We start from the raw sequence: 12,869 nt of genomic DNA, 5'->3' as shown, positions 1-12,869 counted from the left end.
GGCGGCATCTTCTCAAGCGTCGCGACCAAGGATTCTCATCCTGATTGACGCGCTCTTCTCATCAAGTTTGTCGCGCTACAGATCACATCGTCAAGCCACCGCTCTGTCGTTTCGATTAACAGACGGCTCATAGGTCAAACTCCAATTCCTCTTTGATCGGCGTCTGCGTACCATCGGGGGCAAATACCTTTCCACGTTGAACCGAATGTCCCGGCCCCACCCAGAGGACGCGATTATAGTCAACACTGCCCCATTTCACTGAGACCTTGTTCCAACCCAACTCCAGCATCTTATGTCGGATCGTCTCAACGTTCGTGCGCATCGATTGCTGAAAGTAGTGCACGAGGTCCGTCTGCGTGATGTAGGGTTCTCCCCGGAAATTCAGGAACTCCTCCAGCTGCTCAGTCGAAATCTGACGATTTGCCTCCTGGATCAACCTCATGACCGGCGTCGAGTGACTCTTGGTATTCAAAGACTTAGCGTTAAAGCCTTCGGCGAAAGTATGATGCAAAAACGCGTTATACAGTTTCCCCAGCGCTACCGGATCGTTGATCTGCTGCTGCACCCGGCTGACTACTTCCTGAAACGCTTGGAACCGCCCTGATAGCTCCCGTTGACCCGTTGTTCCGTTGCCACCGGAGGGCACCAGAGAGGCCGAGGGAGGGCAGACTTGCTCAAGCGAGAGCACCTGATCCATCCAGCGACAACGGCAGCCATCGGGTTGCTCTGGGGCACTCTGACAAAAAAAGCAAAGCGCGGTACCCCCGGCCAGCCGCAGCCAGCCGAGGGTCGTTTCACTTCAATTTCCGGGTCACCACATAGTCCGCCAGCACCTCCCAGTAGTGGTCAGCGTTCCGGAAACCTTGCGCCTGAGCTGCAAGGTCCTCCGCCCGAGAACGAGAAAGGCCGCCGTCGTATTCCACGATAGCGGCCCTTTCCTCGAACGCATCTATGTCAGGTATCGGGTCACTCACGTCGGCAACCTCACCCCGTCAACAATCACCCGTTTCTGCTCGTCGCTGATGCCAGCCGAGTAGATGCCGTAGGTCAGCCGGTTCTCCGACCGTGCCGACTGATGCCCAACCAGTGATGCCGTGTAGTGCTCAGGCACCCCTGTGCGCTCACACTGGGTGATGAACCACTTGCGTGTCGAGTGGAACACCAGCCCCGGACGGTCGATGTGCAGCTGCCTCCTCAGCTTGGCGAACTCCTTGGTCACCGTCGAAACCGACAGGTCGGAGAACAGCCGATCATCAGGCATCGACGGCAGCAGGTCGGCCAGAACCCCATGGAGCGGCACCACCCGTTCAGCTGCATCGGTCTTCAGCAGCCGAACCCGGTTTGGTCGGATATGAGCGAACCAGCCCAGATTGCCCTTCCAGACCAGATCCGGCTTTTGCGTGACCATCGAGACGCCGAAATCGCCCTGCAAAAGCGACACCAGCCAGCGCCCGTATTGAACGACCAGCGGTTGATCCAGACCATATCGCTGGCTGATCATCTCGCGCGCCTCGGGCGTCACGAAGGGGCCCAGCAGGATGTCGGCATAGCCGCCGGGGATCATCCGCAGCGACAGGAACACCAGAACCGACACGCCAAGAAGCGTGATCAGCGCGGCGATCACGCGCGGGAGGAGATAGAGAGAAAGTCGCATGTCTGACCTTGTGGCAGCGCCCTGACGGGGCAGGCAAGCCGCCTGCCCCGCGATGAATTGCGTCCCTTACCTGGGATCGAACTCTGCGATGTACTGATAGGTGTTGGCGGACCCCGAGCGGTCCGACACCACCACGTCCACCTGATCATTGCGATAGACCACGTAGTCGGACTTGCCCACCAATGCCAGAAGGTTGGCGCCGTCATCCATCATCGCGCAGATCTCGGTCAGCTTTTCGTCCCGGGCAGCTTCGTCGCTGATCGAGGACACGTCGCGCAGCGCCTGGCTCAGCTCGGGCACGTTTTCCTGAAACGCCAGGTTCCAGACGGCAAACTCGGGGTCCCACCACTTGATGACCATGCCGGGGTCGGTGTAGCCGGCCAGCCACGATGCGGAAAAGTCGAAATCGCCGTCGGTAAAGACCTTTTGCAGGTATTCCGCAGTGGGCACCTGGTTGATCTCGACCTCGAAACCCGCCTCGGACAGGCTTTGCTGCACAACCTGGCTGATGCGGCCCAGAACTGGGTTCGCGGAACTGACGGTCAGCGCCACTTCGGGCGAGGTGTTGTCGGCCTGTTCCAGCAGGTCGCGGGCCTTTTCAAGCCGTTCCTCGCGGGGCATCGCATAGGTGTCGAGATCGCGGCAGGCATCCTTGCCGAACGCCGCCGGCACCGGGTAATCCACCGCGCTGGAGCCGCCAAAGACGAAGTCATTGATCGCATCACGGTCCAGCGCAAGGTTCATCGCCTGCCGCACCCTCTTGTCGAAGAATGCCGACTCCTCGCTCAGCGCGTTCACGTCCAGACGGTAGTAGTTGGTGGTCTGCTGTGGCTGGATCGCGACCTGCGTGTTGGTGCCCAGCATCTGCTGCACGTCGGGGTTCTCGAATGTGGTAAAGTCGATCCTGCCATCACGGATCGCGGCGATGCGGGCGGATTCATCGGGGATGATCGGCACTTCCAGCGTCGCGGCCAGCGGGTGGCCCTCGCGCCAGTAATGCGGGTTGGCCTGCAAGGTCCAGCTTTCATCCTGATTGTGGGTTTCCACCATGAAAGGCCCGGTGCCCAGCATTTCCTGCGTGGGATCAAAGCTGCCGTCGCGCAGTTCCTGCATCGGCAGGATCGCGGCGGTGATATGGGCCAGCGCGGGCAGAAAGGTCGCCTGCGGTGTGGCCAGTTCCACGCGCACCGTGCGGTCGTCTACCGCTTCCATGCTGGCGATGTCGCCCAATTGATGCGACCAGTACGACGCGGTTTCAGGGTTCTTGATCCGCTCCAGGCTGCCGATGACATCATCGGTCGTCATCGCGCGCCCGTTGGAAAACGCAGCCCCCTCGCGCAGGGTCAGGGTATAGGTCGTGTCCGAGGTCTGCTCCCAGCTTTCGGCAAGCCCGGCCTGAAGGCCGAGGTCGTCGTCGGCGGTCAACAGGGTCTCGTAGACCATCTGGAACATCTCCCACGAGGCGACCGTGCCTGCAACGTGGACGTCGAAACCAGTGATCTCGGCCGGCTTGCCCCAGGTCAGCGTGCCTTCCTGCGCCTGCAGGGGCAGCGCCGCCAGCCCAATGATCGCGGCCGCCGAAACGGTGCCGAAAAGTTTGCGTGGTGTCATGGCTTGAATCCTCTCTGTAGGGGTCGGGTTTGCTCTTTTCAACGGCTACCCGAGGAACATGTTGACGACGATGTTACCTGCATCACATAAATTCAAGGTGAGTTATCAAACATAACGGCGGGCAGGTGATAGATGGATTTCGATACATACAGACAGCACGATGCGACGGCGCTGGCGCGGCTTGTCGCACAGGGCGAGGTTTCGGCAGAGCAGCTGTTGGAAACCGCCATCGCCGCGGCAGAGCAGGAAAATCCCGCCATCAACGCGCTGTCGCAAAAGCTCTATGATCACGGTCGGGCCGCCCTGTCCGACGGGTTGCCCGATGGCCCATTCAAGGGTGTGCCCTTTCTGCTCAAGGATGCCTCGGCCGATCTGGCGGGAACGCCTACGATCACAGGCGCGCGGGTTCTGGCGGATCAGATCGCGCCTGCGGATTCGACATTGGTCGAACGCTACAAGGCGGCGGGGCTGGTCATTTTCGGCAAGACCACGACACCCGAATTCGCCCTTGCCGCCTCGACCGAGACCAGCCTGACCGGCGCCACCCGCAACCCTTGGGACCATTCGCGCACCGCTGGCGGGTCTTCGGGCGGCAGCGCGACGGCGGTGGCCGCAGGTATCGTTCCGGCCGCCCATGCCAGCGACGAGGGCGGGTCCATCCGCATTCCGGCGTCCTGCTGCGGCCTGTTCGGGATGAAACCCACGCGCGCCCGCACACCATCGGGGCCGCGTGTGGGCGAAGGCTGGGGCAGCCTTGCCGTGCAGCATGTTCTGACACGGTCCGTGCGCGACAGCGCGGCCTTGCTGGACGCCACACAAGGCGGCGCGCCCGGTGATCCCTACTGGGCCCCGCCACGCGTGCGCCCCTATGTCGACGAGGTCGCAACCGATCCGGGGCGGCTGCGCGTGGCCCTGCAGACGCTGCCGCCCTCGGGCCAACCGATCGACCCGGCGTGCAGTCAGGCCGCGCAGGAGGCAGCCCACCTGCTCGCCACGCTTGGGCACGAGGTTGAAGAGGCAACGCTGCCCGGCGACTGGGGCATCTTGGGCGAGGCGCTCTGGATCCTTGTTGCCAGCAATGTCTCGCGCACCATCGAGGCGATCGGGCCCGCGCAGAGCCGCACACTGGGCGCCGACGACGTGGATGCCGTAAGCTGGAGCGCGGTCGAGGCCAGCCGCCAGATGCGGGTCGAGGATTATCCCCGCGCGCTGGCCGAGATCCACGCCCAAAGCCGCCGCATGGCCGCGTTTCATGCACGCTACGATGTGGTGATCAGCCCCACGCTGGGACAGCCACCGCAGCCCTTGGGCACGCAGCGCACCGATACCGACGATCTGGCCACCTATCGCGAGGCGCTTGCGCGGTTCTCGCCCTTCACGCAGATGTTCAACGTCACCGGACAGCCCAGCATGTCGTTGCCGCTGCACTGGACGGATGCGGGACTGCCCATCGGGGTGATGGCCTCGGCCGATTTCGGGCGCGAGGATATCCTGTTCCGGCTGGCAGGGCAGATCGAACAGGCGCAGCCGTGGTTCCACAGGCTGGCAGGGGCGTGACATGACCGACCAGAACAACGAGTCCGGCCTGCGCGAAAGGCTGACCGAGAATTTCTCGCGCTTTACCAAGGCCGAAAAGGCGATTGCGAACTACATGCTGATCGAATTCGATGGGCTTGCGTTCGAGACCGCCGCCTCGATCGCCGAGACGGTCGGGGTCAGCCAGATGACCGTGGGGCGGTTCCTGCGGACAATCGGATATCAGGGCTTCAACGAGCTGAAGATCGACCTGCGCAATGAAATCGAGGCCAAGCCGGTGCTGGTCTCGAACCGTCTGGAACGGATCAGGGACACGAAGGAGCAGGCCGGTCGCTGGGACAGCTTCGAGCTTGAGGTCAGCGGCCTGCAAAGCGCCTATCAGCAGCGGGGCACACCGGCCTGGGACTCGGCGGTGGCGACGATTTCGGGCGCAAGCCAGGTCCATGTTGCGGGGTTCCAGACAATCAGCGGAATCGCCTCCAGCTTTGCCGGACGCCTGTCCTATCTGCGCGACGGGGTCTATCAGCAGGATGGCCGCGACGGGACCTTCGCCGAGATCTTCGCAGGCACGCAGGAACGTCGCTGCCTCGTTCTGTTTGAAATGCGCCGCTACACGCAACTCAGCCATGTGCTGTTGTCGGCGGCGGTAGAAGAGGGCGTGTCAATCGTTCTGATCTGCGATTCCCATTGCTACTGGGCGCGCGACTATACCGAGATCGTGCTGCCGCTGCGCACGGAATCAGGTCTGTTTTGGGATAGTCAGGCACCATTTTCGAGCCTCACAGGCCTATTGCTGAACGACATTATCACACACATTGGCGATACGGTCGTCGACCGGCTGAACCGTATGCGCAAACTTCAGGACAGGTTCGGTGCGTTCCAGGATTGAGGGTTCACCAAAAGCTGAGCCGCCAGAGCTTTTCGTTCTCTGATCGCGCGGGAATTTGTCTGATTGCAAGTGAATTTGTCAGAAAGCAATTGTGGGGCGAGTGTTCATAGCTCCGTCACGTGCACCCGCCGAAAGCAGCCTGACGCAGGCGCCCCGACACACCCCGAAACATCAATCCATGTTACACAACACCCACGTCAACGACCGGCCAGCAAACCGGACGCAGACATCGGATGCGCGCGACAGACCCAAGACCCGGGAACCCGGCTCAACGAACAGAAGAAGGCCGCTACATGAATTATCCGGGTTAACTGGGAATTGTCCGGATTTCCGACAGATCCATCCAAATCAGGCGACCGCAGGGCGTAAGTGTATACGGTGCCATACCAAAATCGACAATGCCGCAAGTGCCGCACCCCCTGCCACCAGCGGCAGTTTGGCCATCACAAGCGCCGCGAGCACCAGTCGCACCACCGCTTCGGCCCGACCGATGCGCCGCGTCTCGAACCGGGCCAGCACGCTGGCCAGCAGATACAGCGCCAGCGCCACCTTGGCCGCCACCACCAGCAGGTGCAGCGGATGCACCGTGCCATCCAGACCGGGCAGGTAACGATCCTCCCCCGGCAGCGGGTTCACCTGCGCCGCCTCGATAAGCAGCAATTCGGGGTAGAAGGCAAAGATGAACGGAATGACAAAGATCACCACCCCGGCCCGCACCGCCGCCACCCCGGTGCGCATCGGATCGGCCTTGGTGATGCTTGCGGCGGCAAAGGCCGCTACCGCCACCGGCGGGGTGATCGCACTGGCCACCGCGAAATAGAAGATGAACATGTTGGCGGTGAAACTGGCAATGCCCAGACCCACCAGCATCGGCCCCATCAACAGCGCCACGTTGATATAGGCCGGCACCGTCGGCATCCCCATGCCCAGCAGGATCGCCATGCCCATCGTCGCCAGGAGCGCCAGGAACATGAAGGCCGGGTTCTCGCCGATCGCCACGCCCGACGCGCGCAGCCAACCCAGGATATCCACGGCGATGTAATTCGACAGCCCCGTCAGGTTCAGGCAGAAATCGATCACCGACACGGCCAGGAACATCAGGTAAAGACGGCTGACCAGCAGCCCCGCCTCGGCCAGCGCGGTCAGGATCTGTCCCGGGTCGCGGCGGATCTCGCGATCCAGAAAGAACAGCACGATCAGCAGCGCCACGGCCCACCAGCCGGCACTGCCCGCATCCCCGGCCGAGTTCTGCACCAGTTCCAGCAGCCAGGGCAGGCCATCAGCACGGCAGCCATTCTCGGTGATGATCTGTGTGACGCCCCACAAGGATGCCAGCCGGCCGCAGCCGACCGCCTCTTTCGGGGTCAGCAGCAGCACCAGGATCAGCAGGATCGGCAGGAATATCATCAAAAGGTTCAGCCGGTCCGCCCCGGTCAGGCGCATCTCGGGCGTGGCATCGCCCACCGCCTCAATCCCCATCTTGCGCGCCTCGAACACCACGGTCAGGAACAGGCACCCGAAATAGGCCATCGCGGGCAGGGTCGCGGCGATGATCACCTCGCGGTAGGGCACCACCGTCATCGCCGCCAGAACAAAGGCCGCGACCCCCATCACCGGCGGCATGATCTGTCCGCCCGAACTGGCCGCCGCCTCGATCCCGCCGGCGAACACGCGCTTGAACCCTCGGTTCAGCATCATCGGGATGGTCAGCACCCCGGTCGACAGCACGTTGACCACCGGCCCGCCCGAGATGGTGCCGAACATGGCCGAGCTGACAATTGCCGCATGGGCCGGACCACCGCGCAGCCGCCGCGTCCACAGGAACGCCAACTTGATCAGCGACCGGCCCCCGGCGGAGACGCCGAACAACGACCCCAGAACGATATAGGGAAACACCGTGTTCATCAGGATGCCCATGAACCGGCCCAGCAATCCTTGGGCATTGTTCACCAGCACGTCGCGCATGTTGGGCCGCCCGTCGATCAACTGGCGCGGCTCGCCGCCCAGCTTGGTCACCAGATACTTGTTCATATCCTCGGGACCAAACAGATACCACATCATCACCGTCAGCAGCGCATAGGCCGCGATCAGGATCGCGACCGCCACCAGCGGAAAGCCCCAGACCCGCACGTTGTAGCCAAGGAAAACCGCGATCCCCAGGCCCACCAGGGGAAAGATCCACAGGCCCAGCGTGTCGATACAGGCCGGATCGTCCACCGTGCCCGGCAGCGGCAGACCCATCGACAAGGCAAACTCGATCTCGTCCTTCAGCGCCTGCTCGATCAACGCCGCGCGGGTGCCGGTGATCTGGTCGATCAGGCATACGCTGTCGATCTCGATCAGGTAGCCGATGGCGATGGCCACAGCCATCACCACCAGCGCCACGTCCATCATCAGCCCGAACCCGCGCAGCACCGTCCCCCGGTCGCGGAAGTCGCGGGCAAAGGAATGTTCCAGCGCGACCGCGATCATCATGATCACGAACACCAGCGGGAACAGGTATTCATAAGGGAACCGCCGGATCGACACACCGCCGCCGAAGGCCCGCGTCACCCAATCGTCCAGACCGGGGATCGACGGCATCGTATTGGCCATGCCGATCACCACAAGGATCATGCCCAGCAACATCGAAAGGCGGCGGATCTGTCCTGCGGGCGGAATCCGGGCGGCGGTCATGGGCGGTGTCCTTTTGAACGGGGCAACCTTGGGGGTGCCGCCCGCAGACGCGGGCGGCACGGCGCTTACTTGGCGCAGTCGTGCACGGTGTATCCGGCCTCTTCCCAGGCGGCGACGGCACCGGGGTGGTATTTTACCGGGTTCACGCCGCAAAAGCCCGACAGGCGCGGGTCAAGCTCGGCCAGCCCCACGTTCTTCATGTAAGGCGTCTTGGCGCGCAGCCGGTCCAGCGAGCCGATATAGGCATCGACCAAGCCCTTGGCGGTGTCGAAATCCATGTCCTTGTGCACCACCTCGGTAAAGGCCGTGCCGATCCCGCGAAACACCCCGTCCTCGGACACCAGGCGGATGCCCTTGCCATCCTCGTACCCCATGTCCTCCCACGCCACGGTGATCGGCACGTTGCCCGGCGCGTTGAACACGCGCTGGTAATCTTCGGACTCGAACAGCTCTTTCGGGGTCGAGACCATGACGACGCTTCCCGCCGCCTGCATCGTCGTCGCCCGCGCCGACGGGAAGGTCAGCGGAAACACGAAGGCATCCATCGACCCGTCCACCAGCAGCGTCGGCAATTGCCCCCAGTTCGACTGGTGGCCGGTGTATTGCTCGCCATCCTTGAACCCGGTGGACAGGAAAATGGCCTGCCGTGCATTGACCAGTGCCGCACCGCGCGGCGGGCCGTTCCAGACGTTCTTGCCCTCCAGCTTCTCCCAGCTGTCGATGCCTTCGCTTTCCAGCGCGATCAGCCCGTAGGCCCCGGCGTTATAGGGATAGAGCGCGCGCAGATTGGCGGCCAGATCGGCCCCCGCCTCACCCTGCGCGGCATAGGGTCCGCGCCCCTGTTGCAAAAGGAACCCCAGGATCAGCGGCATCGAGGAGATATCACTGCGCCCCTGTGCCACGTTCAGCACCGAGTTGGTCAGGGTCTGCCCCTCTTGCACCTGAAGGTTGGCGATCCCCGCCTCGGAGGCAATTTCCGCCAGATGCAGGACCGAGGCGTGCGGGCTGTTGCCGGGGCTGGCGGTTTCCGCCGTCAGATTGGCCTGCGCATGGGCGGCCCCGGTCAGCAGGGCGGCCAGCCCCAGCCCGGTCAAGGTTCTTGTCAGTGTCATTGTCGTTCCTCCCGTTGTGGCCTGCCCTCCCCGGCAGGCCTTGTGATTACCCTTTGCGCATGTCCGGTGCCTTGCGACCCCGATAATGCACGGTCAGTTCCAGTGGCGTGTCGTTTTCGTCATAGACACCGATCACCACGCCGCGCTTGCGCGTCTTGGTGCGCATCTCGATCAACTGCTCTTCGCTGCGGGTGGTGCGTTGGCTTTGGCGGCGGGTCCATGCGAACAACTTGTCATACATCGCGGCAATCACATCCGCATGGTCCGCGCTGTCGCCCAGATCGGTCAGTTCCTGCGGATCGTCCTGCATGTCGAACAGCATCGGCCGGTGCCCGCCCTCGAAATGGATCAGCTTCCACCGCTTGTCGGCCACCATGAACATCACCGCATCGCGCACCGCGATGTCATTCAGATGCGCCACCGGCGTGGCCGAGAAATCGTATTCGCAGATCACGTAATCGCGCAGGGTTTCGCTGCGCTCGCCGCGCAGGATCGGCAGCAGGCTTTCGCCCTCAAGGATGTGATAGGCGGGCGTGTCCCCAGCCACCTCCACGAATGTCGGCGCCAGGTCGATACATTCCACCAAAGCATCGCAGACCGTGCCGCGCGTGGCGTCGGCCTGCGGTGACGGGTCATAGATGATCAGCGGCACACGGGTGCTGGTGTCGTGAAAGAAGGTCTTTTCCCCCATCCAGTGATCGCCCAGGAAATCCCCGTGATCCGAGGTCAGCACGATCATCGTGTCGTCCATCCGCCCGGTCTCTTCCAGCCAGGCAAACAGCCGCCCCATCTGGTCATCGGCCTGCTTGATCAGCCCCATGTAGGCCGGGATCACCGCGTCGCGCACATCCTGGCGCGAGAATGTCTCGCCCACCTTGGTATCCATGAACGCCTTGAAGATCGGATGCGCGTGCTGCCGCTCGGCATCGGACCGCACCACAGGCAGCACGTCCCTGGGCCCATACATGCTGGCATAGGGCTCGGGCACGATGTAGGGCCAGTGCGGCTTGATATAGGACAGATGGCAACACCACGGGCTGTCGTGGCTTTCCATGAACGCCATGCCGCGCCCCGTCAGATACGGGGTTTCGCTGTCTTCCTCGGCGATGTTCGCAGCTTGCGTCGAGTTCTTGAGAAACCAGCCCGACAGCACGTTGCCATCCGCATCCAGACCGGAGTTCGCAAAGTCGTGCCAGGGGTTGTCGCTGGCATAGCCCTTGGCGCGCAGGTATTCGTTGTAATGCTTGGCGCCGTCCGGGTCATACGATCCGTCCGGGCCCTCGGGCAGCATCCCGTCGTCGCGCTCGAACACGTCAAATCCGCATTCGCTGACCCGCGCACCGATGATGGAATCCGGGGCCAGCCCCAGCCGTGCCATGCCTTCCTCGTCGGCGCGCATGTGGGTCTTGCCGACCAGATAGCACTCCATCCCCGCCGCGCGCAGGTGATCGCCTATCGTCATCTCGCCCACCTTGAGCGGGATGCCGTTCCAGCTTGCCCCATGCGAATGGACATAGCGCCCGGTATAGGTGCTCATCCGCGACGACCCGCAGATCGGCGACTGGATATAGGCGCGGTCAAACCGCACGCCCCTCTTTGCCAGCCGGTCGATATTGGGGGTCTCAAGCGTGGGATGACCATAACAGCTCAGGTAATCCCAGCGCAGTTGGTCGAACATGATGAACAGGATATTCTTGGGGTCTGCCATGCGGTCATCGCGCCACTGCCCCTGCGTCTATCCCGCATTGGCGACACCGGCGCATCTCCTCCCTTGATGCGTTTTCCAAAGGTTACAAAGAAGCCCGAGTCGCGGGAAATAATCTTTCACTATGGATCATAGCGAAATTGTTATGCCAAGCCCTGCGCCGCCACCTCTTCGCGGATCATCTGGATCAGAAGGGCCGCCGACACGCTGACCGCCTTGCCCGCCGGCGTGGTGATGCCGACAGATCCCATCAGGTCGTTACTGCCCAAGGCCAGTTCCACAACCCGGCCCTCGGACAATTCGCGTCGCATCGCGCCACGCGGTTGCAGCGCCACTGCGTCGCTGCTGGCAATGTAGCTGCGCATGAATTCGAAACTGATCGTCTCGACCACGTTGCGAAATCGCTCCATCCCGCGTGCGATCAGGAACCTGTCCAATTCGGTTCGGATGATTGTGCCGGGGTTCGGCAACACCACCGCGAAACGGTCAATATCCTCTACATCCGGGGCAGGATGCGTCGCCAGCGGATGCCCGGCGCGCACGAAGAACACCAGCGGCTCCGAGAACAGATGTTCGAAGTTCATCGCCGCCATCTCGTCGACGGCCAGCAGCCGACCAAAGCCGAAATCGACCTCGCCGTCGCGCAGCAGGCGTGCCAGACCGCCCCCCACTGCAGGCATCAGGGTCAGGTCCACATCCGGGCAATGCACCTTGAAGCGTTGCACCGCCCCCGGCATGATCATCCGCACGACGTTGGGCAGCACATAGGCCACAACCCGCCGGTCCGGCATCTGCCCGCGCAGCGCCTCGACCCCGTGATCGATCTGCCCCAGCCCATTGCTGACATAGGCCAGCAGGGTCCGCCCCGCCTGCGTCAGACCAAGCCCGGTGGCGCTGCGATGAAACAGCGGCTGGCCAAGTTCCTGTTCAAGTTCCTTGATCGTGCGTGACACGCTGGGCTGCACCGTCCCCAGCGCGCGGGCGGCCAAGGTGACAGAGCCAAGGTCGGCCACCATGCGAAAACACCGCAAATGCCGCATCCTGATCCGCCCGGTCACCATGCCTGCCCCCCAATCCTGCCGCCTGCTGCGCGACAAGGTGTAAGCAGTTGCGCGGCCGGTGACAAATGTATCCGGTCCGGCTGCGCGCCCGCCGCAACCCAAGGAAGATGCGAACGGCGCTTACAATGATCCTTTTTTCGGAGGCGCCCCTCCGCATTTCGAGCTGCGCAAACCTCGAACTCGAGAGCGGACTGTTGTCGACTCTCGACGGTCTCTTTCTCCCCAAAGCTCACGACTGGCGGCAGGAAATCACGCGACCTATGGTTCGTAAACGCGGAGAAATCGGAACATCTGAAGTGGTTTTCGGCATTGAACGTGCAGAGGCGAAGATCAGTGGATATCCACAGGCTCCACTGACGGGCGCCGAAGCCGTAGCACGATCAATGTTCCAGATTGACGACTCTCCGTGCCTCACCTGTCCTGAACCAAATCGCCACGAGGCAGCACATGCATTGGCGCAACGACACGCCTCAATTCTGAAACGTCGCAGCGCTTGCGGCCGGAGCATGGGGTGAGACACATTCTGATGCACAAGACCATATTTCCGTCCGCCTCCGCTTGACACCATATAGCAAGATACCCTATTTTCTATATTATATCATAAACTTAGCATAGTTTCCTACCA

At 62.5% G+C, this 12,869-nt stretch carries 9 protein-coding genes; 2 read left to right on the top strand and 7 right to left on the bottom strand.

The window, feature by feature from the left end; translation table 11 throughout:
* Window positions 1–127: 127 nt before the first annotated feature.
* From ACFTOW_RS16215 to ACFTOW_RS16205, 3 genes are all read right to left on the bottom strand, one after another.
* Window positions 128–697 (bottom strand): hypothetical protein, encoded by a 570-nt coding sequence (locus ACFTOW_RS16215; RefSeq protein ID WP_379917597.1) that lies wholly within the window; start codon window positions 695–697, stop codon window positions 128–130.
* A gap of 273 nt (window positions 698–970) precedes the next feature.
* Window positions 971–1,654, bottom strand: a complete 684-nt coding sequence (locus tag ACFTOW_RS16210) for a hypothetical protein (RefSeq protein ID WP_379917595.1) — start codon at window positions 1,652–1,654, stop codon at window positions 971–973.
* Between the two features lie 66 nt (window positions 1,655–1,720).
* A complete protein-coding gene (locus ACFTOW_RS16205) occupies window positions 1,721–3,265 on the bottom strand; it encodes an ABC transporter substrate-binding protein (protein ID WP_379917592.1) in 1,545 nt (514 codons plus the stop codon).
* A 132-nt stretch (window positions 3,266–3,397) separates the two neighbouring features.
* Here ACFTOW_RS16205 and ACFTOW_RS16200 point away from each other — a divergent pair, with 132 nt between their 5' ends.
* The gene (locus ACFTOW_RS16200) at window positions 3,398–4,822 is read left to right on the top strand and encodes an amidase (protein WP_379917590.1); all 1,425 of its coding nucleotides are present in this window, start codon (window positions 3,398–3,400) and stop codon (window positions 4,820–4,822) included.
* A gap of 1 nt (window position 4,823) precedes the next feature.
* Entirely contained in the window at window positions 4,824–5,690 is an 867-nt protein-coding gene (locus tag ACFTOW_RS16195; RefSeq protein WP_379917588.1) for a MurR/RpiR family transcriptional regulator, read from the top strand.
* Window positions 5,691–6,038: 348 nt separating this feature from the next.
* On the opposite strand, the gene ACFTOW_RS16190 is transcribed toward ACFTOW_RS16195, so the two are convergent.
* The 4 genes from ACFTOW_RS16190 to ACFTOW_RS16175 form a co-directional block, all read right to left on the bottom strand.
* Window positions 6,039–8,366 carry a TRAP transporter permease gene (locus ACFTOW_RS16190; protein WP_379917586.1) on the bottom strand — a complete coding sequence of 776 codons (2,328 nt, stop codon included), beginning with the start codon at window positions 8,364–8,366 and terminating at the stop codon, window positions 6,039–6,041.
* Between the two features lie 65 nt (window positions 8,367–8,431).
* Complete coding sequence (locus ACFTOW_RS16185; RefSeq protein ID WP_379917584.1) at window positions 8,432–9,478, bottom strand: TAXI family TRAP transporter solute-binding subunit; 1,047 nt, start codon at window positions 9,476–9,478, stop codon at window positions 8,432–8,434.
* A gap of 46 nt (window positions 9,479–9,524) precedes the next feature.
* The gene (locus ACFTOW_RS16180; RefSeq protein WP_379917582.1) at window positions 9,525–11,186 is read right to left on the bottom strand and encodes a sulfatase-like hydrolase/transferase; all 1,662 of its coding nucleotides are present in this window, start codon (window positions 11,184–11,186) and stop codon (window positions 9,525–9,527) included.
* A 140-nt stretch (window positions 11,187–11,326) separates the two neighbouring features.
* A complete protein-coding gene (locus ACFTOW_RS16175; protein ID WP_379917580.1) occupies window positions 11,327–12,199 on the bottom strand; it encodes a LysR substrate-binding domain-containing protein in 873 nt (290 codons plus the stop codon).
* Window positions 12,200–12,869: the final 670 nt, after the last annotated feature.

This window comes from Lacimonas salitolerans (assembly GCF_042677865.1).
Classification (GTDB): Bacteria; Pseudomonadota; Alphaproteobacteria; order Rhodobacterales; family Rhodobacteraceae; genus Lutimaribacter; species Lutimaribacter salitolerans.
This window is presented reverse-complemented; position numbering and strand designations above follow the sequence as displayed.

Excerpts from the sequence above, each read along its gene's own strand:
- ACFTOW_RS16210 (WP_379917595.1), bottom strand. The coding sequence starts at position 1,654 with ATGCGACTTTCTCTCTATCTCCTCCCGCGCGTGATCGCCGCGCTGATC.
- ACFTOW_RS16195 (WP_379917588.1), top strand. The coding sequence starts at position 4,824 with ATGACCGACCAGAACAACGAGTCCGGCCTGCGCGAAAGGCTGACCGAG.
- ACFTOW_RS16175 (WP_379917580.1), bottom strand. The coding sequence starts at position 12,199 with ATGGTGGCCGACCTTGGCTCTGTCACCTTGGCCGCCCGCGCGCTGGGG.
- ACFTOW_RS16205 (WP_379917592.1), bottom strand. The coding sequence starts at position 3,265 with ATGACACCACGCAAACTTTTCGGCACCGTTTCGGCGGCCGCGATCATT.
- ACFTOW_RS16190 (WP_379917586.1), bottom strand. The coding sequence starts at position 8,366 with ATGACCGCCGCCCGGATTCCGCCCGCAGGACAGATCCGCCGCCTTTCG.
- ACFTOW_RS16200 (WP_379917590.1), top strand. The coding sequence starts at position 3,398 with ATGGATTTCGATACATACAGACAGCACGATGCGACGGCGCTGGCGCGG.
- ACFTOW_RS16180 (WP_379917582.1), bottom strand. The coding sequence starts at position 11,186 with ATGGCAGACCCCAAGAATATCCTGTTCATCATGTTCGACCAACTGCGC.
- ACFTOW_RS16185 (WP_379917584.1), bottom strand. The coding sequence starts at position 9,478 with ATGACACTGACAAGAACCTTGACCGGGCTGGGGCTGGCCGCCCTGCTG.
- ACFTOW_RS16215 (WP_379917597.1), bottom strand. The coding sequence starts at position 697 with ATGGATCAGGTGCTCTCGCTTGAGCAAGTCTGCCCTCCCTCGGCCTCT.